The organism is Rathayibacter sp. PhB151 (assembly GCF_004366415.1).
GTDB classification, from domain to species: domain Bacteria; phylum Actinomycetota; class Actinomycetes; order Actinomycetales; family Microbacteriaceae; genus Rathayibacter; species Rathayibacter festucae.
Genome location: NZ_SOEN01000006.1, coordinates 1,239,526 through 1,261,036 on the forward strand (window position 1 = coordinate 1,239,526; position 21,511 = coordinate 1,261,036).

The following is a 21,511-nucleotide window of genomic DNA, read 5'->3' on the forward strand; positions in this document are numbered from 1 at the left end:
GCCCGCGTCGATCGACACCGGCGCGACCGAATCTACCGACAGCGCCCGACGCCTCCGCGTTCACCGGGCTTCGGCGGCGCAGGGCCGGCGGGTGACGGCGGACTCCGCCTCGTCGCCTCCGCGGAGTCCGCGGCCTAGGAAGGCAGATCCGGCGCCGGGTAGGCGTCCCAGCCGCCGTCGCCGGCGTCATCGCTGGCCTCAGCGGCGAGTCTGCGGCGGATGTAGGCGCCGAGATAGGGAAGAGAGAACTGCACATGGCCGCGACCCGCGGCATGGACGTAGCCGCTGTCGATGAGGCGCTTCTTGTAGACCTGGACGTACGCGTCGGAGACGTCCATGCGCTTCGCGATGTCGGCGATCTTCGTGCGGTCGTCGTCCTCGGCCATCGCGTCGAGGAACTTCTGATCGACATCGGAGAGATCGCCGTAGACGCGGCTGATGACTCGACTCTCGACCGCCTTGATGGCCCTGTCCTGCGCGACGGTGGCGTCGGCGAGGCTGATCGTGGGTGCAGTGGAGCGGTTCCGCCAGGCGTAGTCGCCGGCCAGCTGCACCAGGTACGGATAGCCCTGCGAGAGGGAGACGAGCACGGCGAGCGCCTCCTCGTCGATCCTCCGACCGCCGAGGCCGGCGGTCTCCGTGAAGACTCGACTGGTCTCCGGCGCGGACAGCCGCTCGAACTCGACCTCCCGGGAACGCCGGAGGAAGGTGGTGTGCTCCTCGGCGAGGAGTGCGTCGAGGCCGACCTTCACCCCGGCGAAGACGACCATGATCTGCGCACCGTCCTGAAGCGCGTGCGAGACCTGCAGCGCGAATCGGCTCAGCTCCCGCAGGCGGACCTTGCCGGAGGAGACCTCGTCGATGGTGATCAGGATGCCGCCCTCCCCGCCCAGTGCGGAGGACAGCGCGACGAGGTCGTACCGCAGCTGAGGCTTCACGCTGCGGTGCCGGTCGACGTACTCGATCTCGGCGCTGAACTCCCACAGCCCGAGCGAGGTCAGTCGTGCGCGGCTGCCCGGGGCCATGTCGTTGATCAGGGCGGGGATCGTGGAGTCCATCACCCGGTCGAGGAGACCGGCACTGGCGTCCTCGCTGATCACCAGCCACCCGGCGGCGCGAGCGTCGTCCTGGAGGGTGGTCAGGAAGGAGGTCTTGCCGGCGCCGCGCAGTCCCGAGACCAGGACGGAGTGGTTCTCGCCGAAGTCCAAGGTCTCGAAGACGGCACGGAGCTCCGTGAGCGCTTCCCCGTGACCGCCGAAGACGGCAGGCTTCTTCCCGTAGCCCGGGGTGAACGGGCTGGGCGCTGTCTCCGCCATCGCGATCTCCGAATCTTATTTATTTTATTCTATTCCGCCTCGACGGAGAGAGTGAGGTGCTGGCGCGGCAGTCCGCGCAGATCAGCAAGGCGGCGGAGACGAAGCCTGCTCACGATGCAAGGCCTCTCACGATGCCGATCGAGCGGGCCGTTCATGCTGATCGAGCAGCCCGCGCAGCGGGCGTACCGAGATCCACCACCGCCAGAACTCTGTTTGCAGACCCGCCCTGCTGACGGTGGTGGGTCTCGAGACGCCCCTACGGGATTGCTCGACCGGCTTGCTGCGGTGGGTGGCGCACAACATCAGCTGAGACTGGTGGGCCTCCTCTGTCAGCGGACGCCACCCCGTCTCAGCTGATGTTGTGCGGCGCTGGAGTCGCGTCACGCTGATCGAAGAGCCCGTGGAGCGGGGCGTATCGGGATCCACCAGCGCAAGAAGGACGAGTCTGCAGACACGCCCTACTGACGACGGCGGGTCTCGATACGCCCTGCGGGCCACTCGACCAGCATGGGTGCGGCACCGCCGCGTCCTTTCCCCCACCACCGAGACGCGAAGCGGTTTCGCCGCTCGATACGCCGCCCCCGGCGGCTACCCGCCGCTCGGGCGCCGCCGTGGACCAGCGGCCGCCCGCGCTTCTGGAGTCGCGGGCGCCCGCCCGCTCGACGCACACTGGCCGGGCCCCCTCCCGCGACGACCCCTCGGACGGATCACCGTGCTCACCGGACTCAGCGCCTTCCCGCTCACCCCGCTCCGCGACGACACCGTCGACGAGCCGGCCTTCGCCGCGCTCGTCGAGCGCCTCGCCGCGGCCGGCGTCGACTCGATCGGGGCGCTCGGCTCGACCGGCTCCGCCGCCTACCTCGACCGGGAGGAGCGCCGCCGGGTCGCCGCGCTCGCGGTGCGGCACGCGGGCGGGGTGCCGGTCGTCGTCGGGATCAGCGCGCTGCGGACCTCGCAGGTGCTCGCCCTCGCCGAGGACGCGCAGGAGGCGGGCGCCGCGGCGGTGCTCCTCGCTCCGGTCAGCTATCAGCCGCTGACGGACGACGACGTCCTCGGGCTCTACGAGGACGTCACCGCACAGCTCTCCGTGCCGCTCGTCGTCTACGACAATCCCGGCACCACGCACGTCACGATGACCGACGATCTGTACGGAGCGATCGCCGGCCTGCCCCGGGTCGCCTCGATCAAGATCCCCGGCGTCCCCGCCGATCCGGCCGCCGCGGCCGAGCGGGTGGCCGCGATCCGAGCGCAGGTTCCCGCGGGCGTCACGATCGGCGTCTCCGGCGACGCGTCCGCCGCCCGCGGCCTGCTCGCCGGCTGCGACGCCTGGTACTCGGTGATCGGCGGCACGCTCCCCGGCCCCGCGCTGACGATCGCGCGCGCCGCGCAGTCCGGCGACCGCGCCGCCGCCGAGGCCGAGGCCGCCCGGCTGCAGCCGCTCTGGGACCTCTTCGCCGAGCACGGCGGCAGCTACCGGGTGATCGCCGCGATCGCCGAGCAGCTCGGCCTCGCCGCCCCGGACTGCCTGCCCCGCCCGATCCGCGGCCTCGACGCACCGGCGCGCGCCCGGGTCGCCGGGGTCGTCGCGGCGCTCGACCTCGGCACCCCCTCCGACTGAGCTCACGGCGCGTCCACCGTCCCCGGCCCGTCCAGCACCACCCGCCCGTCCAGCTCCAGCCGATCGAGGAACGCGTCGTCGTGGCTGACGACGAGCAGTCCCCCGCGCCAGGCCCGCAGCACCTCGACCAGGTGGTCGGCCGTCGCCAGGTCGAGGTCGTTCGTCGGCTCGTCGAGCACGAGCAGCTGCGGCAACGGGCGCGCGAGGACCACCCCGGCGAGCGCCACCCGGAAGCGCTCCCCGCCCGAGAGCGTCGACGCGGGCCGGTCGACGATCGCGCCGCGCAGGAGCAGCCGCGCGAGGGCGTCGCGCAGGGCCGGGATCGGCAGGTCCGGCGCGGCCCGGGCGACGTGCTCGAGCACGGTGCGGTCGTCGTCGAGCATGTCCTCGCGGTGCTGGGCGAGGTAGCCGATGCGGTCGGTGAGCGCCCGCGCGTCCGTGGCGAGCACGGGATGCGGGCGGGCCGGCTCCGCACCGACGAGCCGCTCGAGCAGCAGGGTCTTGCCGGTGCCGTTGGCGCCGATCAGACCGAGGCGCTCCGGGCCCTGGAGCACCGTGGTCCGGCCGCGGACGGTCAGCTCGGCGAGCCGCCGGGTCGCGGGCACGCCCGGGTCGGGCAGGTCGAGCCGCACCGCGTCGTCGTCGCGGCGCCGCCCGGACGCCTCGTCGACCCGCTCCTTCGCGCGCGCCTCGGCCTCCGCGTGGCCGGAGCGGAGCCGCCCGGCGGTCCCCTCCGCACGGCCTCGACGGTAGTCCGCGACGATCTTCGGCATCGACCGCCCCGACTTCTCGCCCGCCTTTGCGCGGCGGGCGATCGTCGTCTGCGCCTCGATTCGCTGCCGCTTCTCGGCGCGCAGCACCTGCTCGGCCGCCCGGACGTCGCGCTCGACCGCCGCGCGCTCGACGGCCAGCCGCTCCTCGAAGTCCGAGAACGTGCCCGCCGAGGTGCGCAGGTCGCCGTCGCGCAGCTCCGCGATCTCGTCGACGTGCTCGAGAAGCTCCCGGTCGTGACTGACGACGACGAGGGTGCCGCGCCAGCCGTCGACCAGCGCGAGCAGCAGCTGCCGGGAGCGGCGGTCCAGGTCGTTCGTCGGCTCGTCGAGCACCGCGATCGGCCGGCCGCGCAGCGCCACCCCCGTCACGGCCGCGAGGACCGCCTGCCCGCCGGAGAGCATCGAGACGGGGCGGAGCAGATCGGCGGCGTCGAGGTCGAGCCCGGCAGTGCCCAGCGCGGCGACGGCCCGGGCCTCGACGTCCCAGTCGTCGGCGAGCGCCTCGAAGCGGTCCGCCCCGGCGTCGCCGGCCAGGATCGCGTGCAGCGCGTCGAGCCGGCCGCGGATCCCGAGCAGATCGGCGACGGTGTCGTCGGCGCCGCGCGGCAGGCGCTGCGGCAGCAGGTCGACCGCGCCGGTCGCGGTGACGGTCCCGCCCGTCGGCGCGAGCTCGCCGGCGACGAGCCGCACGAGTGTGGACTTGCCGGCGCCGTTGGCTCCGACGAGCGCGGTGCGGCCGCGGCCGAACGCGGCGGTCACGTGGTCGAGGACGATCGAGCCGTCCGGCCAGGCGAACGAGCAGTCGGTGAGGACGAGGGACGGAGGGGTCGGTGAAGTGGAGGGCACGGTGCTCCCGGTGGTCGCGTCGGCGCACGACGACCACCGCCCTCCGCCGAGGCGGGAGCGCGCGTCCGCCCGGTTCAGGGGCGGGAGCAGGGGTCGTCAGTGCGAGGGCAGCTGCTGCGTCGTGGACGCAGTACCGGTGCTGGTGCGCACGAGACCGTCTTTCCTGCGGGGAGCCCCCGTGTCCGCGAGCCGATCGGCCGGCCGGTGAGGTGGCCGCCCCGACGTCGCGGCTCGCGACGAGGTACGCGTCGACGGTACGCGCGGAGCGGGGGCGGCCGCAAGGGAGGGTGTCTCTTCGCTACTGCACCAGCGCCAGCAGCGCGCGGATGTCGGCGGCGAGCAGGTCCGGCTCCTCGTGCGGCGCGAAGTGGCCGCCGCGGGGCATCGGCGTGTACCGGACGACGTCGTAGCTGCGCTCGGCCCAGCTGCGCGGCGGGTGCGTCAGATCGAAGGGGAAGACGGCGAGCGCAGTCGGCACCTCGACCCGGCCCACCCGCGCCGTCCGCCCGGTCGCATACTCCCAGTAGGGCCGGAGCGACGTGGAGATCGAGTCGGTGAACCAGTAGAGCGACGCGAGGGTGAGCAGGTAGTCGTCGTCGAAGCGGGTCGCGACGTCGCCGCCGCAGTCGCTCCAGGCCCGGTGCTTCTCCAGGATCCAGGCGAGCAGGCCGACCGGCGAATCCGACAGCGCGGGCGCGAGGGTGAGCGGCCGCGTCTGCTGCTGGTGCTCGTAGGCGCCCTCGTCCGCGAACCAGGTGCGCTGCTCCTCGACGTGCTCGCGCTCCTCGGCGGTGAGGGAGTCGTCCTCCACGTGCTGCGGCGACGCGACGGCGAGCAGATGGATCCCCGCCACCGCCTCCGGGTGGCTCTCGGCCAGCCGCGAGGTGATCCCCGCGCCCAGGTCGCCGCCGTGCGCGGCGTAGCGGGCGAAGCCGAGCTCCTCGGTCATCAGCCGGTGCCAGAGCTCGTGGGTCTGCTCGTCCAGCCCCGGCCGCTGCGGCGAGAAGGGGAACCCGGGCAGCGCGGGGACGACGACGGTGGCCGCCTCGGCCGGGTCGCCGCCGAACCGCGACGGCGAGGCGAGCCGCTCGGCGAGCGCCACCAGCTCGAGCGCGGTGCTGGGCCAGCCGTTCGTCAGGACGATCGGCAGGCGACTGGGCGTCTCCGCCTCGAAGGTCTCCGCCTCGAACGTCTCCGCCTCGAACGTCTCCGCCTCGAAGCGGAGGTAGGCCACGGGCGTCCCGTCGAGGTCGGCCTGCGCCCACGGCAGCGCGCGCATCCGCCGCTCCTGCGCCGGCCAGTCGAACTCCTCCGCCCAGCGCCGGGCCAGCCGCCGCAGCTCGGCCTGGTCGGTCCCCGCCGACCAGCCCTCGACCGGCCACTCCGGCGACCAGCGGGTCCGGCGGACGCGCTCGCGGAGCTCGGCCCACTCCTCGGCGGAGACAGCGGGGACCGGGGATGCGGGGTGGGACGGGGTCATCGCTCGACCGTAGCGGCGGGGGCCGACATCAGAACAGGTCGGGGCTCTCCTGCTCCCGCGCCGTCGCCGACTCGACGTCGGCGACGTCGTGGCGCAGCGACGCGGTGACGTCGCGGGCGCCGGCGACGGACTCGACCCGCACCGTCACGCGCTCGACGGGGACGACGGTCCGGGTGAGGGCGATGCGCTCCTCGTGCAGGATCACGACGATCGGCTCCTGCGGGGCCGCCGCGATCGCGTCGGGCAGCGCCGGGCCGTCGGCGATCGGCTCGCGGGTGACGCGCAGCTCCTCGCGGCGGACCTCGACCGTGATCGTGCGCTGCTCGGTCACGACGACCCGGCTGACCCGGACGCGCTCGGTGACGTGCCTGCGCGTGCCGACGAGGAGGCGCTCCTCGTGCAGGACCACCTCGGCGGTCGGCGCCGGCTCGGACGCGGTCGGCTCGGACGCGGTCGGCTCGGTCGGTGTCGCGCTCATGCGGTCCCCTCGATCTGCTGCGGACGCGGCCGGCCCTGCTCGGAGCGAGCGGAGCCGGCCGCGGGTGATGCGGGTGGTGCGGTCGTGCGCCTAGCGAGGGCGGCGCGCGGTGGTCGCCGGGGCGGCCTGCTTCGCCTGATCGGCGGCGCGCTTCGCCTGCTCGGTGACGGAGGGGGCGTTCTGCGCCTCCTGCTGGATCTTCGGCGCCTCCTCCTCGGCCTTCGTAAGGATCGCCTCCCAGCGCTGCTGCATCGGCTTGATCAGGCCGCCGCCGGCGCCGACGATGATGACGCCCGCGATGATCGCGAGGACCGCGATCAGGATCGGCGTGGTGACCGTCGTCGCGACCTCGATCTGGTTCAGGGCCGCGGTGACCCCGAGGAAGAGGATGAACACCGCGACGATGTTCCCGAGGGCCTTGCCGTAGGAGAGACCGCCCAGGGTGTTCTGGATCAGGCCCTTGGCGCCCGCGGCGATCGCGGCGGCGAGGACGACGATGATGATCGCCACGATGATCTTCGGCAGGAAGCCGATGATGCCCTGCAGCAGGTCGCTGACCGGGTTGGGGCCGAAGACCCCGAAGGCGAACTGCAGGACGAAGAGCACGAGCGTGTAGTAGATGATCTTCGACACGATGTCGGAGGCGTCCAGCGTCGAGTTCGCGAGCGCCTTCTTGATGCCGCCGCGCTCGACGGCGCGGTCGAAGCCGACCTTGGTGAGCAGGCGCGAGAGGCCCTTCTCGATGAGCTTGGCGACGATCAGGCCGACGATGAGGATGAGCAGGAACAGCAGCGCGAGCGGGACGAACGCGATGACCGCGGCCAGTCCGTTCTGCAGAGCGGCGGGGAGATCCATGGGGGAGCCTTTCGGGCACGGTCCGGAGCAGGACGGGTGAGGGTGGTGCAGGGGGTCGTGCGGAGTGGAGCGGGTGCGGCGGCCGGTGGGCGGTGCTGCTCACCGGCCGCCGCGGGGATCGCTAGGAGCGCGCGTCGCGGTCGGCGACGGTCTCCTCGGCGGAGGTGCGGGTGCCGGTGCCGGTGGCCTCGGGCTCGACGAGCTCGATCTCCTCGTGCGAGACGTCGGCGTCGACGGTGCGCTGCTCGGTGACGGTCTCGGTGCCGAGCGACACGCGCTCGACGGGGACCGTCTCCTTCGCGGTGACGACGCGCTCCTCGGTGAGGATCACCTCGTGCTCCTCCTCGCTGAGGTCGGGACCGGCGAGCGCGTCGCCGGCGTTCGCGTCGGTGATCGGCTCGCGGGTGAGGGTGACCTCGTCGTGGCTGACCGGGACCGTCTTCGAGACCTGCTCGGTGACGATGTGCTTGCGCAGGCGGGCGCGGCCGGCCTCGACCCGCTCGGTGCCGACGCGCAGGCGCTCCTCGGAGCGGGTCATCGCGTCGTCGGTGTTCGGACCGGACGTGTCGTGGCCCTCGGTGCCGCGGTCGCGGTCGGCGGCGCTGTCGGCAGTGCGGTCGACGCCGCTGTCCGTGCCGGCGCCGCGGTCGGCGTCCTGGTCGTAGAGGGGCGCCTCGGTCGGTGCCGCGTCGGTGCCGAGCCCGTAGTAGGAGTAGAGGGCCTGCTCCTCGTCGGCGGAGAGCTGGCCGTCGTCCTCGATGCGCGGGGCGTCCTTGACGAAGGCCTTCTCGTAGCCGACGCGGAGGACGCCGCCCTCGTAGCTCGCGTCCGCGAGAGGCGCGAACGACTCCGAGGAGCCGAACAGGCCGGTGCGGACGGTGACCCAGGTCGGGGTCTGCGTGCTGTCCTCGACGTAGACCTGGCCGACGGTGCCGATCTTGGCGTCGTCGCTGCCGTGCACGTCGGCGCCGATCAGGCTGTCGATGCTGCTGCTGTCGATCATGGTGCTCTCTCTTCTCTCCCGGGACGGTGCCGCGGGGTCGCTGGTGCGGGGCGGAGGCGAAACGGGGCGCGACCACCGGCGCAGCGGGTTCTGCGGGGTGGTGCGCGCTCCTCGGGGAGGCGGACCGGCGCGGGGATCGCAGGGAGCACGGTCCGGCAGCGGCACACTTACAGCGTAAGCCAGGTCGGAGCTTACGGTGTAAGGATTGTTACGGTGGAGGTGCTTGCCTTTGCGGCACCGCACCTGGTATCCGGGCGGGCGGGCACTGCAGGAAGGCGCGGTGCATGACCGACAGCGAGAAGCCGAAGCGGAGCGGCTCCCCCGCCCGCAAGCTCAGCCGGGACCTCATCGTGGAGACCGCGCTCGCGATGATCGACCGCACCGGCCCCGAGGCGCTCTCCATGCGCACCCTCGCGCAGGAGCTGGGCGTCGAGGCGATGTCGCTCTACCGCTACGTGCACGGCAAGGAGGACCTCCTCGAGGGCGTCATCGCGCTGCTGATGCGCGAGCTCACCGTGCGCCTGGACGAGGCCGAGAGCCGGCACTGGCAGGAGTTCCTGCAGACGGCCGCCCACGAGGTCCGGCGCATCGCGACCGACCACCCGAGGGCCTTCCCGCTGGTCGCGACACGGCACCCGGCGGCGCCCTGGCTCCGCCCGCCGCTGCGCAGCATCGAGGCCGTGAACACCTTCCTCCGCTCGCTCACCGGCAGCGGGCTCACCGACGCGCAGGCCGTCGGCGCCTACCGCTCGTTCAGCAGCTTCCTGCTCGGCCAGCTGCTGCTGCAGGCCGTGGTGCAGGGCGCCGAGACCTCGCCGACCGACCTCCCGCTCGACGAGGGCGACGCGACGATCCCGCAGGGCGACGGGAACGTCTCCCTCGACGTCGCGCCCGAGGTCCGGCGACTGCGCGGCCTGCTCAGCGAGGACCACAGCGACGAGGAGTTCGAGATCTCGCTCGAGGTGCTCCTCGACCGGCTCGACCGGGAGCTCTCGCAGTAGCCCTCGCTGCTCCGCGGGGTGCGGCGACCCCCAAAGACCCGTTTGACGGTCCGCCGGGCGCCGCGTGACGATGGCCGCATGTCCACTCTCGAGGAGTTGCGCGCCACCGCCCACCCGATCCGGCTCCGGCTGCTGTCCCTGGTGACCGGCGCCGCGGCGAGCGCCGCCGAGGCCGCGCGCGAGCTGGGCCTCTCCCAGGCGACCGCGAGCTACCACTTCCGCGTGCTCGAGCGGGCCGGGCTGGTGCGGGTGGTCGAGACGGTGCGGCTGCGCGGCGGCGAGGCGAAGCGCTACCGGCACGAGTCCTCCGGGCGGCCGTTCGACGTGACCGCGACCGTCGAGGCCGGGCCGGCGGAGGACCGGCAGCTGTACCTGGAGGCGCTGATCGAGGAGCTGCGGCGGCGGTCCACGGCCCGCGCCGACGGCCCGCAGCTGTCGACGGACGCCGAGCTCTGGGTCGATCCGGAGACCTGGCGGCGGGTCGTCCGGCACGTCGGCGAGGCGTCGGCGCTGCTGCACGCGGCGGCCCGGCCGCCCCGGAGCCCGGGCACGGTGCCGGTGTCGATGACGACCGCGCTGTTCCCGCTGCGGCGGCCGTGACTCCGCGCGGGACTCCCCGGCCCGGCCCTCTCGCGCACCGCCCGTTCCGCCGGCTGCTCGCCGCCCGGACGACCGCCGTGCTCGGCAACGCCGTCGCCCCGATCGCCCTGGCCTTCGCGGTCCTCGACCTCACCGGCTCGGCGACCGACCTCGGCCTCGTCGTCGCCGCGCGCTCGCTCGCCAACGTCGCCGTGCTGCTGCTCGGCGGCGTCCTCGCCGACCGGCTGCCCCGCTCCGTCATCCTGGTCGGCACCTCCCTCGCCGCCGCCGGCACGCAGGCGGTCGTCGCCGCCCTGGTCATCACCGGGACCGCCAGCATCCCCGCCCTCGTCGTGCTCGGCGTGCTGAACGGCGCCGTCGCGGCGATGAGCCTGCCCGCCGCGTCGGCCCTGGTCCCGGAGACCGTCCCCGCGGCCGAGCTGCGGCCGGCGAACGCGCTGCTCCGCCTGGGCCTGAACGCCGGGACGATCGCGGGCGCGTCGGGCGGCGCCGGCGTCGTGGCCCTGGTCGGCCCGGGCTGGGGCCTCGCGATCGACGCGGCCGGCTTCGCGCTCGCCGCGCTCCTCTACTCCGGACTGCGCCTGCCCGCGGCGACCCGGTCCGGTGCCCCCGGCTCCGTGCTCGCCGACCTCCGCGAGGGCTGGCGGGAGTTCTCCGGCCGGCGCTGGGTCTGGATCGTCGTGGCCCAGTTCACGGTGCTGAACGCCGCGTTCGTCGGCGCGACCACCGTCCTCGGGCCGGTGATCGCCGATGAATCCTTCGGCCGAGCGGCCTGGGGGCTGGTGGTCGCCGCGCAGACCGCGGGTCTCGCGCTCGGCGCCGTGATCGCGCTGCGCTGGCGGCCGCGGCGGGCGCTGGCCATCGGCGTCGCGCTGATGGCGGTCACGGCCGTCCCGGTCGCGGCCCTCGGACTCGTCCCCGCGCTTCCCGCCCTGATCGTCGCCTTCGCGCTCGGCGGCGTCGCGCTCGAGGTGTTCGCCATCGCCTGGGACCAGTCGCTGCAGACCCACGTGCCGCGCGAGGCACTCGCCCGGGTCTACTCGTACGACATGGTCGGCTCGTTCCTCGCCGTTCCGCTCGGCGAGGCGCTCGTCGGGCCGCTCGCCGACCTCGTCGGCACGCGGGCCGTCCTGCTCGGCTGCGCGGCGGTCATCGTGCTCGCGTCGCTGCTCGCCTCCACCAGCAGGAGCGTCCGGCGCGTCGACGGAGAGGCGCACGCCACAATGGCGGGCATGGACTCCGAGACCCGCACGCCCGACGCACCCGCCGACGCGACCGGCCGCTACGCGCACGGCCACCACGAGAGCGTGCTGCGCTCGCACCGCTGGCGGACCGTCGAGAACTCCGCGGGATACCTGCTGCCGCACCTCGCGCACGGCGTCTCGATCCTCGACGTGGGCTGCGGCCCCGGGACGATCACCGTCGACCTCGCCGAGCGGGTCGCCCCCGGCCGGGTGCTCGGGGTGGACGCCTCCGCCGAGGTGATCGCGCAGGCCGCGGCCCTCGACTCCTCCGCGGAGTTCGCGGTGGCGGACGCCTACGCGCTGCCGTTCGCCGACGACTCCTTCGACGTCGTGCACGCGCACCAGGTCCTGCAGCACCTCACCCGCCCGGTCGACGCGCTGCGCGAGTGGGGCCGGGTCGGCCGCCTCGTCGCCGCGCGCGACGTCGACTACGCCGGCGTGCTGATCCACCCCTTCACGGAGGGCCTGCAGGCCTGGGCCGCGCTCTACCAGAGGGTGCACCGCGCCTCCGCGGGCGAGCCCGACGCGGGCCGGCGGCTGAAGGCCTGGGCGCGGGAGGCCGGCTTCGCGAGCGTCGAGGTCACCGCCTCGCTCTGGGTGTTCGAGAACGCCGAGGACCGCGCCTGGTGGGGCGGGATGTGGGCGGACCGCGCGGTCTCCTCCTCCTTCGCCACCGTCGCCCTCGAGCGCGGCCTCGCCACCCAGGCCGAGCTCGAGGCGATCAGCGCCGCCTGGCGCGCCTGGGCCGCCGACGAGGACGGCTGGCTCTCGATGCCCCACGGCGAGCTGCTCGCGCGCTGAGCGTCGGGGCGACGGACGTCAGTCCTCCGACTCGTGCGTCGCCTCCCGCTGCGCGCCGAATCGATCGATCTCGATCTCGACCGCGCCTTTCCAGCTCTCGACTCCGAGCCAGAGCGCGGTCACGTCGCGCACGTCCCCGTCGAGATCACTGAGGGAGCGCGACTGGCTCGTCGCGACGATCTCCGCTCCGGTCGGCCCGGCGCTCGTGAACGCGGGAATGGTGAACACCCACCAGCGGCCCTCGCGGTGCGCGTGGGCCGTGATCGTCTCCTCGGGCATGCCGGACGTCCTCCTCGTTCTCGTGACGGCAGACGAGCCGATCACACGAGGAGGAGGCACCCGCTCCCCTGGCGCGGGACGTCGCCCGTCCCGTGCCGACCCCGGTGTGACGATCGTTGCGCTCGCGGCGGACAGCGCTGCGGAGCGGAGCGGTGATCCGGTTCAGTGGGGGCATGCGCAGAGTCCTGATCCTGGGTGGCAGCGGATGGTTGGGGCGCCGTCTCGCGGAGCGGGCGGTCGCGGCGGGGGACGAGGTCACCTGCGTGGCCCGTGGTGAGGCGGGAGCGGTTCCGGACGGCGCGCGTCACCTGCGCGTCGACCGGCGCGATCCGGGCGCCTACGACGGCCTGCGCGGCGAGTGGGACGAGGTCGTCGAGCTCGCGCACGCACCCGAGCTCGTCGGGCCGGCCCTCGGGCATCTCGCGCCGGCCGCCGCGCACTGGACGCTGGTCTCCTCCGTCTCCGTCTACGCCGACGTGCAGCAGCCCGATGCCGACGAGACCGCCGCCCTGGTCGAGCCGGCCGACCCCGGGCAATACGCGGACGCGAAGGTCCTGGCCGAGCGCGCCGCCGCCGACGCCCTCGGCGGCCGGTTGCTGATCGCGCGCCCCGGCCTGATCGCCGGGCCCGGCGACCCGAGCGACCGGCTGGGCTACTGGCCGGCCCGCTTCGCCCGCGGCGGGACGGTCCTGACGCCCGAGACGGACGGCCGGTTCGCGCAGGCGATCGACGTCGACGACCTCGCCGACCGGCTGCACGCGGCGGGCTCGGCGGGAGCGACCGGAGCCGTCGACGCCGTCGGCCCGGCCGTGCCCCTGGGCGACCTCCTCGCCGCCGCCGCCGAGCTCGCAGGCTTCCGCGGCGACGTCGTGCGCGCCGACGACGAGACCCTGCTCGCGCACGGCGTCGGCTACTGGGCCGGCCCGCGCTCGCTCCCGCTGTGGCTGCCCGCCGCGGCGGTCGGCTTCAGCCGGCGCAGCACGGCCTCGTACCTCTGCGCCGGCGGCCACCACCGTCCGCCCGTGGAGACCCTGCGCCGCGTCCTCGACGACGAGCGCGCCCGCGGACTGGACCGGCGCCGCCGGTCCGGCCTGGAGCCTCGGGACGAGCGGGCCGTCCTCGACGCACTGCGCTGACGGCGCGCTCGGCGAGCCCGTCCACTCGCCGCCGCCGCACAACATCAGCTGAGACGGGTGGGCCTCGCCCCACAGAGGAGGCCTCCCCTTCTCAGCTGATGTTGTGCGCGACTCTCGCCGCCATCACGGCGGGGCGACCGCCCACCGCCCGCTTCCAGCGGTCTCCGAGTGCAAGCGCGACCGGCGATCGTCCGGCCGAAGCACCGTGCACAACATCAGCTGAGAGACCCGCTCATCGCCGAGCAGCGATGAGACCCGCTCTCAGCTGATGTTGTGCGCGAGTCCGCCCCGCTCCGCCCCCTCGTTCGCCGACACCCGTCGGCGAAGAGCCGCGGATCAGCGCCGATCGGACGCCGCGAGCGCCTTCTGTTACGGCGAGCGTCGGCCGCCGTCGCGCCCGCCCGCCGCACCGCGCCATCATCATCAGCACACCGACGCGGACGCCGCCACCGAGCACCCCGCGCCCCCTCTCCCACCCCGCACCGGGCGCTCTCCGGCGCGCCCGCGCACCCTCCAGGAAGGACCGACGCCATGATCCGCCTCGAGCAGCTCACCAAGGTCTACGGGCAGGGCGCCGACACCGTGACCGTGCTCGACCGCCTCGACTTCTCGGTCGGCACCGGTGAGATCTTCGCCGTCGTCGGGCCGAGCGGCGCCGGCAAGAGCACGCTCGCCGCCTGCGTCAACCTGCTCGAGCGGCCCACCTCCGGCTCCGTCGTCGTCAACGGCGACGCGCTCTCCCAGCTGTCCGAAGCGGAGCTGCGGGTCGCCCGCCGCCGCATCGGCACCGTCTTCCAGTCCGACGGCCTCTTCAGCCGCCGGACCGCGGAGCAGAACGTCGCCCTCCCGCTCGAATACCTGGGCGTCACCGCGGCCGAGACGAAGCGCCGCGTCGCCGAGCTGCTGGAGCGCGTCGGCCTCGGCGACCGCGCCCGCTACTACCCGCACCAGCTCTCCGGCGGCCAGCGCCAGCGGGTCGGCATCGCTCGCGCCCTCGCCCTGCGCCCCTCGGTCCTGCTCTCGGACGAGGCGACCTCCGGACTCGATCCCGCGTCGACCACCGCGATCACCACGCTCCTCAAGGAGCTGCGCGACGACCTCGGCCTGTCGATCCTCTTCATCACGCACGAGATGGAGACGGTCCGGCAGGTCGCCGACTCCGTCGCGCGCCTCGATCACGGCCGCATCGTGGAGTCGGGACGCCTGGTCGACCTGCTGCGCGACGCCTCCTCGCCGCTCGGCCTCGCGCTCAACCCGGTGCGCCCCTCGGTGCTGCCGGGCGCGGGGCTCGACGAGTGGGTCGTCGGCTACGCCCGCGACGGAGTGCCCGCCGACTGGGTGACGCGGCTGTCCGACGCGGTCGGGCCGGTCGCGCTGCTCGGCGCGGCGATCGAGACGGTCGACGGACGCGCCGTCGGCCACGCGACGATCGGCCTCGGGCCGGTCGAGGAGCGCCGGCTCGCGCAGGCCGCCGACGCCCTCGGACTGTCGGTGCGGCGGGGCGCCGTCCGGTCGGACGCCCTCGTCGAGGAGGCGGCGGCATGAGCGCGCTCATCTCCTCGGCGGCCCTCGGCCCGCTGCACCTCGACAACAAGGTCCCCCTCGCCGACATCCCCGCGCTCGTGCTGCCCGCGCTCGGCGAGACGCTGATCATGGTCGGCATCGTGATGCTGGTCGTCGTGCTCGTCGGCGTCCCGCTCGGCGCCGCGGTGCACAACCTCGCTCCGGGCGGCCTGTTCGAGAACCGCGCCGCGCACCAGAGCCTCAGCTGGATCATCAGCATCGGCCGGTCGCTGCCGTTCCTCATCCTGATGGCCTCGATCATGCCGTTCACTCGGCTGATCACCGGCACCAACATCGGCATCGCGGCGGCCGTCGTGCCGATGTCGATCGCCGGCATCGCCTTCTTCACCCGCATCGTCGAGAACGCGCTGCGCAGCGTGCCGCTCGCGCTGACCCGGGTGGCCCGCGCCTCCGGAGCGTCGCGGCTGCAGGTGATCCGCTCGGCGCAGCTCAGCGAGGCGGTGCCGCAGATCCTCGGCGGTCTGACCATCAACACCATCGCGATGATCGAGTACTCCGCCATCGCCGGCACGATCGGCGCGGGCGGCATCGGCTACGTCGCCGTCACCTACGGCTACCAGCGCTTCGACACCACCGTGATGCTCGCGACGATCGTCATCCTCGTCGCGACCGTCGCCGTGGTGCAGCTCACCGGCGACGCCCTGGTCCGCGCGACCACGCCGAGCGCCTCCCGGTCCCGGCGCACCCCGCGCGTCGCGGTCGCCGTCTAGCCGCAGCTCCCCCGATCCCGCCCCGGGCCCTCCGCCCGGGCGTCCCTCCCGCGCGCCGCCGTCCGGCCGCGACCGCTCGAAAGGCACTGCCATGTCCACTGAGAACCACGGCCCCGAGAACCCCCGCTCCGAGAAGTCCGGCACCGAGAAGTCCGGCGCTGCGCAGTCCGGCCCCGAGGAGTCCGCCCCCGAGGACCTCGGCTTCGAACTGAAGAGGAAGCGCCGCTGGCCCTGGATCGCCGCAGCCGCCGTCGTCGTGGTCGGCGTCGGAGCCGTCGTCGCCGTGCCGCTGCTCTCGCCCGCCGTGTCGGCGAACGAGCAGGAGGGCGCGACTCTCTACGTCGCGACGGCCGAGGGCAACGCCTCGGAGCAGGCCCTCGTCGACTTCGTGGCGGAGGAGGTGGCGCCGCGCTACGGCATCACCGTCGCCTTCAAGGGCCTCTCGGACAGCAACACGATCAACCGCGCGGTGAGCGAGGGCGAGGTGGCCGCGACGGTCTACCAGCACAAGCTCTGGCTCGGCCAGGTCCTCGAGGCCAACCCCGACTTCGAGGAGGAGGCGGCGACCCCCGTCTTCCGCTGGGGCTTCGGGCTCTGGAGCGACAAGTACGGCGACGTCTCCGAGATCCCCGACGGCGGCACGATCTCGCTCTACTCCGACCCGGCCAACGAGGCCCAGGGCCTCTGGCTGCTGCAGTCGGCCGGCCTGATCACGCTGAAGGAGGGCACGGAGCCCGGCACCGCGACCCAGGACGACATCGCCTCGAACCCGAAGAACCTGCAGTTCACGCTGCTCGACTTCGCCGCCCAGTCCCGCGCCCTGCCCGACCTCGACGCGGCCGTCGGCTACACCGAGTACTACCTCGCCGCCGACATCCCGATCGAGAAGCAGATCTTCGCGCCCCAGGCCCCCGACGACTTCGCCGGCCAGTTGACCATCGGCTCGAACTACAAGGACACCGCCAACATCGAGAAGCTCGTCGCCGCCTTCCAGGACCCGGCCGTGCAGGAGTTCCTGGCCACCGACGAGACGGTGAAGGGCATCCTGCTGCCGATCGAGGGCTGACCGGGCGGATCCGCGGCGGGGGTCCGCGCGCCCGCCCGCCTCCTCCCCGCCTCCGGCACGTGGAATCACTCCGGGCACGCGGAATCGCCTCCGGCACGCGGAATCACCGCCGGCGCGCGGGATCACCTCCGGCACGCGGAATCACCTCCGGCACGCGGAGACCCGCGGATCCAGCGAGCCGAAGCAGGTCCCACGAGCCGAAGATCACCCCGGAAGCCCGCCCCCACCTCGGGCACGCGGAACCACTCCGGGCACCCCGGACGCCGCGGATCCAGCGAGCCGAAGCAGGTCCCACGAGCCGAAGGTCACCCCGGCAGCCCGCCCCCACCTCGGGCACGCGGAACCACTCCGGGCACCCCGGACGCCGCGGATCCAGCGAGCCGAAGCAGGTCCCACGAGCCGAAGGCCACCCCGGAAGCCCGCCCCCACCTCGAGCACGCGGAACCACTCCGGGCACCCCGGACGCCGCGGATCCAGCGAGCCGGAGCAGGTCCCACGAGCCGAAGGTCACCCCGGCAGCCCGCCCCCACCTCGGGCACGCGAAACCACTCCGGGCACGCCGGACGCCGCGGATCCAGCGAGCCGGAGCAGGTTCCACGAGCCGAAGGTCGCCCCGCGGCCGGCCGCACGCGGCCGGCACGCGAAACCACCTCCGGCACGCCCGAGACCGCAGATCCCGCGTGCCCGAGCCGAAACCGCGAGCCGAACGTCGACAGGACGGCCACTCCGGCACGTCCGGCACGCGAATCCACCGTCGGCACGCCGGAACCGGCTGATCCCGCGAGCCCGAGCTCGTTCCGCGAGCCGAAGGTCGCCCCGAGCGCCCGAGCCTCACCCCCGGCACGCGGAACCACCCTCGACACGCCGGAACCGGCGGATCCCGCGAGCCCGAGCCGGTTCCACGAGCCGGAGCCGACTCCGGCAGGCCGCACACGCCCGATCCCGACGCCGCGGGAACACGGAGGCCGCCGCCCGCGTTGGCTCTCTCATGACCGTTCCCCTCTCGATCCTCGACCTCGCCCCCATCGCACCCGGAGAGACCGCGCGCGACAGCTTCGCCGCCTCCGTCGCTCTGGCGCAGCAGGCCGAGCGGAGCGGGTACCGGCGGGTCTGGTACGCCGAGCACCACAACATGGCCTCCATCGCGTCGAGCGCCACCTCCGTGCTGATCGCGCACGTCGCCTCGCAGACGTCGACCATCCGCCTCGGCTCCGGCGGCGTCATGCTGCCGAACCACTCCCCGCTGACCATCGCGGAGCAGTTCGGCACCCTCGAGACCCTGCACCCGGGCCGCATCGACCTCGGCCTCGGCCGCGCCCCCGGCAGCGACCAGGCCACCTTCCGCGCCCTGCGCCGCGAGCACGACTCCTCGGAGCGCTTCCCGCAGGACGTCGTCGAGCTGCAGGGCTTCCTCGCCGGCGAGTCCCGCATCCCCGGCGTCAGCGCGACGCCCGGCGCCGGCACCCGCGTCCCCCTCTACATCCTCGGCTCGTCGCTCTTCGGCGCCCAGCTGGCCGCCGCCCTCGGTCTGCCGTACGCCTTCGCCTCGCACTTCGCGCCGGATGCGCTGCACCAGGCCGTCGCCGAGTACCGCCGCGGCTTCCGCCCCTCGGAGCAGCTCGACGCCCCCTACGTGATCGCCGGAGTGAACGCCATCGCCGCTGACAGCGAGGAGGACGCGCAGGAGCAGTTCGCGCAGATGAAGCGCGCGCGCCTGATGATGCTGCTGCGCCAGAGCGGCCAGATCCCCGTCGACCAGCAGTTCTCCGAGGAGGAGCTCGACCACCTGCTGACCGCCCCGGTCGGCGCGCACGTCGCGAGCATGACCCACTACACCGGCGTCGGCACCGGCGAGCAGGTCGCGGACTACGTGGCCGAGTTCGCGCGCTCGGCGGAGGCCGACGAGGTCATCGTCGCCCACGCCTCGCTCGCGACGCCCGCCCGCCTGCGCTCGGTCGCGCTGCTCGCGGAGCACTCGCTCGTCGCCGCGTAGCCCGCGGCGGTCCTGCCGACCCGCGTCCGATCTGCAGGCGATCCCGCCCATGACGTGCTGACCCCCACCCGGCAGCCGCTCCCGATGCCGGATCGCCTGCACAACGGACCGCCACCCACCCGACGAGCAGCCACCCGTCCGATCTGCAGGTGATCGAACGCACAACGCGCCCACACGCACCCGGCAGACGCTCGCCGTGCCGGGTCGCCTGCACAACGGACGGGACCCTGCCCAGCGGACGGGTGACCGTCGAATCGGCGCCACGCGGAATGACGACGCCCCCGCCGAGGTTTCATGGGTGGGCTCCGACACGCCCGATGGAGGCTCCCCGTGCAGATCGTGGACTGGCTGTTCGACGCGCAGATCGTGATCGGCGACCAGACGGTGCTCTGGCGCGAGGTCATCGGCAACGTCTTCGGGCTGCTCAGCGCCCTCGGCGGCATGCGGCGCAAGGTCTGGGCCTGGCCCGTCGGCATCTTCGGCAACGCGCTGCTCTTCACCGTCTTCATGGGCGCGCTGTTCGACACTCCGAATCCCGTGAACCTGCTCGGCCAGGCCGGCCGCCAGATCATGTTCATCATCGTGAGCATCTACGGCTGGTACCGCTGGACGCACCGTCCCAGCGACGCGACGACGCTGATCTCGCCGCGCTGGGCCTCCTGGCGCACCCGCGGACTGCTGGTGCTCGGGATGGTCGGCGGCACCGCGATCCTCACCCCGGTGTTCCGCGCGCTCGGCTCCTACGAGCCCGTGTGGAGCGACGCCTGGATCTTCGTCGGCTCGCTGCTCGCCACCTACGGCATGGCCAAGGGCTGGGTCGAGTTCTGGCTGATCTGGGTCGCCGTCGACATCGTCGGCGTCCCGCTGCTCTTCTCGGCCGGCTACTACGCCTCCGGCCTGATGTACGTCTTCTACGGCGCCTTCACCCTGCTCGGCTTCTTCGTCTGGATGAAGGAGGGGCGCCGCCCGTCGGCCGCCCCGGTCACCGTCGGCTGACCCGCCGCCGCGCCGCGCCGCGCCGATCCGTCACGAACGGTCGCCCGACTCGGGCGGACACCGCCGTTCCTGACGGATCGATGGCGCCTGACGTCGCTCATCCGGTACCGAGGGAGTCGGATCGGGGGATGAGGACCACGATGACTCCCCGGACCGCGTTCGTGCTCGCCGCGCTCTGGGCGGCCCTCGCCGCCTGGGGCCTGGCGAGCGGAAGCACCCCGTTCCTGATCGGCGGCCTCGCCATGGCCGCCGCCTTCGCCGCGCTCGGCGTCGTGCTGCGCCGCCGCGTGCGCCGCTGAGCGCGTCGCTCCCCCTGGCCCGCCGCTTGGTGGCGTCCCTCTTGCTGGATGGTCCTATGGATGTCAAGCAGTGAGTCTGGGTGGTCGGAGGTCGGTGGCGAGGTCGTGGAAGACGCGGCGTGCGACGAAGCGCTTGAGTGCTCGGATGGCGTCTTTCTTTGATTTGCCTTCGGCGAGTTTCTTTGTGATGTAGGTCTTGGTCTCGTCGTCGTATTTCATGCGGCCGATGATGACGAGGTGGAGGGCTTTGTTCGCTTGCCTGTCTCCGAATCGATTGAGCCGGTGTCGGTTCGTCATGCCTGAAGATGCTGGGATGGGTGCTGCTGCGCAGAGATGCGCGAAGGCGGCTTCGCTGGTGATCCTGTCGATGTTCGCGCCCGCCGTGATGAGGAATTGCGCGGCGGTGAGAGTTCCGATCCCCGGTCGGGAAAGTAACGTTGGGACGGTGTCCTGAACTAGCGCGTCGAGTTGCTTCTCCGCATCGGTGATCTCCGCGGTGAGGTCCGCGATCCGGTTCCCGAGGCGCTTCAAGGCGAGTCGCGCCGCCTGGGCGGGGTCGGTGAGGCGGGTGGTGTCCGGGCGCAGGCGCGCAGCGTTCTTCGCGACCGTCTTCAGGGGAAGCCCGTCGAACTGCTCGCGCACCTGCGCGGGCGCGGTGATCAGGAGGTCTTTGATCTGGTTGAGCGCCTGCGTGCGTGCTTTGACCGCGGAATCGCGCACCGCGGTGAGCATCCGCACGGACTCCACGACAGTGGTCGTGTCTTTCGCCGTCGCGGTCGCCATGCCCGAAAGGACCTTCTCAGCCGCCGCGATCGCGTCGATCGTGTCGTTTTTGCCCCGGCGAGCCCTCGTGGCTTTATCGGTCGTGTTCACCTCGAGGACGGTGATTCCCGCCGCGGTGAAGTGTCTGGTCAAGCCGGCGCCGTACGAGCCGGTCAGCTCGATACCGACCCGATCAAGGACACCGAACTCCGTCATCCATTCCAATGCCTCCTGATATCCGACGGCATTCACCGAGAAAGCGGCGTTCCCCAGGACTCGACCGGTGAGATCAAGGACCGCGACGTGATGCAGATGCTTATGCGTGTCGACTCCCGCGACGACTCGCGCTGGTTCGACGCGCTCGGTGGTGGTTATCATGTCGGTGTCTCCTTCCGGATCTCGCGATACGGTCGGATGACCTCACCGGGCCGGGTGGACACGACATTGAACGGTCGTCGGACAGGGTCCTATCAGGTCACTTCCCCACCCGGTCCGGCCCTCCGAACCGTCTGGACGCGGCACGAGACGATGTCGACAGATCCAGCAGTGGACACACCCCGCGAGGCGGTCCGTCGAGTAGAAGGTCAGACACCCTCCCGCGCCACACCACCATTCTCAATGTCGAGTAGCCCCGCAGGGGCGTATCGAGACCCACCGTCGTCAGCAGAGCC

The 21,511-nt window shown here is 73.1% G+C and carries 19 protein-coding genes and 1 pseudogene; 12 read left to right on the forward strand and 8 right to left on the reverse strand.

Annotated elements, in window-relative coordinates:
• Window positions 1–134: 134 nt before the first annotated feature.
• Window positions 135–1,316 (reverse strand): ATP-binding protein, encoded by a 1,182-nt coding sequence (locus tag EDF35_RS06400; protein ID WP_123736093.1) that lies wholly within the window; start codon window positions 1,314–1,316, stop codon window positions 135–137.
• Between the two features lie 712 nt (window positions 1,317–2,028).
• On the opposite strand from EDF35_RS06400, the gene EDF35_RS06405 reads away from it, so the two are divergent.
• Window positions 2,029–2,934: a dihydrodipicolinate synthase family protein gene (locus tag EDF35_RS06405; protein WP_133961208.1), complete on the forward strand. Its 906-nt coding sequence runs from the start codon at window positions 2,029–2,031 to the stop codon at window positions 2,932–2,934.
• 2 nt (window positions 2,935–2,936) lie between these two features.
• Here the strand turns inward: EDF35_RS06405 and EDF35_RS06410 are convergent, their stop codons facing one another.
• The 5 genes from EDF35_RS06410 to EDF35_RS06430 all read right to left on the reverse strand — a co-directional run bounded on the left by EDF35_RS06410 (window position 2,937) and on the right by EDF35_RS06430 (window position 8,369).
• Complete coding sequence (locus EDF35_RS06410) at window positions 2,937–4,553, reverse strand: ATP-binding cassette domain-containing protein (protein ID WP_133961210.1); 1,617 nt, start codon at window positions 4,551–4,553, stop codon at window positions 2,937–2,939.
• Between the two features lie 298 nt (window positions 4,554–4,851).
• Complete coding sequence (locus tag EDF35_RS06415; RefSeq protein WP_133961212.1) at window positions 4,852–6,033, reverse strand: epoxide hydrolase family protein; 1,182 nt, start codon at window positions 6,031–6,033, stop codon at window positions 4,852–4,854.
• A 28-nt stretch (window positions 6,034–6,061) separates the two neighbouring features.
• Window positions 6,062–6,511 carry a DUF2382 domain-containing protein gene (locus tag EDF35_RS06420; RefSeq protein WP_133961214.1) on the reverse strand — a complete coding sequence of 150 codons (450 nt, stop codon included), beginning with the start codon at window positions 6,509–6,511 and terminating at the stop codon, window positions 6,062–6,064.
• A gap of 90 nt (window positions 6,512–6,601) precedes the next feature.
• Window positions 6,602–7,366, reverse strand: coding sequence for a hypothetical protein (locus EDF35_RS06425; RefSeq protein WP_123447332.1), 765 nt, complete (start codon window positions 7,364–7,366; stop codon window positions 6,602–6,604).
• A gap of 121 nt (window positions 7,367–7,487) precedes the next feature.
• A complete protein-coding gene (locus EDF35_RS06430; protein WP_133961216.1) occupies window positions 7,488–8,369 on the reverse strand; it encodes a PRC and DUF2382 domain-containing protein in 882 nt (293 codons plus the stop codon).
• Window positions 8,370–8,653: 284 nt separating this feature from the next.
• On the opposite strand from EDF35_RS06430, the gene EDF35_RS06435 reads away from it, so the two are divergent.
• The 4 genes and pseudogenes from EDF35_RS06435 to EDF35_RS20710 all read left to right on the forward strand — a co-directional run bounded on the left by EDF35_RS06435 (window position 8,654) and on the right by EDF35_RS20710 (window position 12,015).
• Window positions 8,654–9,370, forward strand: coding sequence for a TetR/AcrR family transcriptional regulator C-terminal domain-containing protein (locus tag EDF35_RS06435; RefSeq protein ID WP_123706181.1), 717 nt, complete (start codon window positions 8,654–8,656; stop codon window positions 9,368–9,370).
• 78 nt (window positions 9,371–9,448) lie between these two features.
• The gene (locus EDF35_RS06440) at window positions 9,449–9,970 is read left to right on the forward strand and encodes a helix-turn-helix domain-containing protein (protein ID WP_133961218.1); all 522 of its coding nucleotides are present in this window, start codon (window positions 9,449–9,451) and stop codon (window positions 9,968–9,970) included.
• Window positions 9,967–11,184: pseudogene (locus tag EDF35_RS20705) on the forward strand (MFS transporter); the annotation flags it as partial. The gene EDF35_RS06440 and the pseudogene EDF35_RS20705, both read left to right, overlap by 4 nt.
• A gap of 18 nt (window positions 11,185–11,202) precedes the next feature.
• Entirely contained in the window at window positions 11,203–12,015 is an 813-nt protein-coding gene (locus tag EDF35_RS20710) for a methyltransferase domain-containing protein (RefSeq protein WP_166674041.1), read from the forward strand.
• A gap of 18 nt (window positions 12,016–12,033) precedes the next feature.
• Here the strand turns inward: EDF35_RS20710 and EDF35_RS06450 are convergent, their stop codons facing one another.
• Complete coding sequence (locus EDF35_RS06450) at window positions 12,034–12,294, reverse strand: hypothetical protein (protein WP_123731496.1); 261 nt, start codon at window positions 12,292–12,294, stop codon at window positions 12,034–12,036.
• Window positions 12,295–12,467: 173 nt separating this feature from the next.
• Between EDF35_RS06450 and EDF35_RS06455 the strand changes: the two genes are divergently transcribed.
• The 7 genes from EDF35_RS06455 (at window position 12,468) to EDF35_RS20715 (ending at window position 20,078) form a co-directional block, all read left to right on the forward strand.
• Window positions 12,468–13,430 (forward strand): NAD-dependent epimerase/dehydratase family protein, encoded by a 963-nt coding sequence (locus EDF35_RS06455; protein ID WP_133961222.1) that lies wholly within the window; start codon window positions 12,468–12,470, stop codon window positions 13,428–13,430.
• Window positions 13,431–13,961: 531 nt separating this feature from the next.
• On the forward strand, window positions 13,962–14,975 hold the full coding sequence (locus EDF35_RS06460) for an ATP-binding cassette domain-containing protein (RefSeq protein WP_133961224.1): 1,014 nt from the start codon (window positions 13,962–13,964) through the stop codon (window positions 14,973–14,975).
• Window positions 14,972–15,724, forward strand: coding sequence for a methionine ABC transporter permease (locus EDF35_RS06465; RefSeq protein WP_133961226.1), 753 nt, complete (start codon window positions 14,972–14,974; stop codon window positions 15,722–15,724). The genes EDF35_RS06460 and EDF35_RS06465 overlap by 4 nt, the downstream gene beginning before the upstream one ends.
• 91 nt (window positions 15,725–15,815) lie before the next feature.
• Complete coding sequence (locus EDF35_RS06470; RefSeq protein WP_133961228.1) at window positions 15,816–16,790, forward strand: MetQ/NlpA family ABC transporter substrate-binding protein; 975 nt, start codon at window positions 15,816–15,818, stop codon at window positions 16,788–16,790.
• A 988-nt stretch (window positions 16,791–17,778) separates the two neighbouring features.
• Window positions 17,779–18,783, forward strand: coding sequence for an LLM class flavin-dependent oxidoreductase (locus EDF35_RS06475; protein ID WP_133961230.1), 1,005 nt, complete (start codon window positions 17,779–17,781; stop codon window positions 18,781–18,783).
• Window positions 18,784–19,113: 330 nt separating this feature from the next.
• Window positions 19,114–19,779 (forward strand): nicotinamide riboside transporter PnuC, encoded by a 666-nt coding sequence (gene pnuC, locus EDF35_RS06480; RefSeq protein ID WP_123447323.1) that lies wholly within the window; start codon window positions 19,114–19,116, stop codon window positions 19,777–19,779.
• A 140-nt stretch (window positions 19,780–19,919) separates the two neighbouring features.
• Window positions 19,920–20,078 (forward strand): hypothetical protein, encoded by a 159-nt coding sequence (locus tag EDF35_RS20715; protein WP_166674027.1) that lies wholly within the window; start codon window positions 19,920–19,922, stop codon window positions 20,076–20,078.
• Between the two features lie 63 nt (window positions 20,079–20,141).
• Here the strand turns inward: EDF35_RS20715 and EDF35_RS06485 are convergent, their stop codons facing one another.
• Window positions 20,142–21,218, reverse strand: coding sequence for an IS110 family transposase (locus EDF35_RS06485; protein ID WP_133961232.1), 1,077 nt, complete (start codon window positions 21,216–21,218; stop codon window positions 20,142–20,144).
• Between the last annotated feature and the right edge of the window lie 293 nt (window positions 21,219–21,511).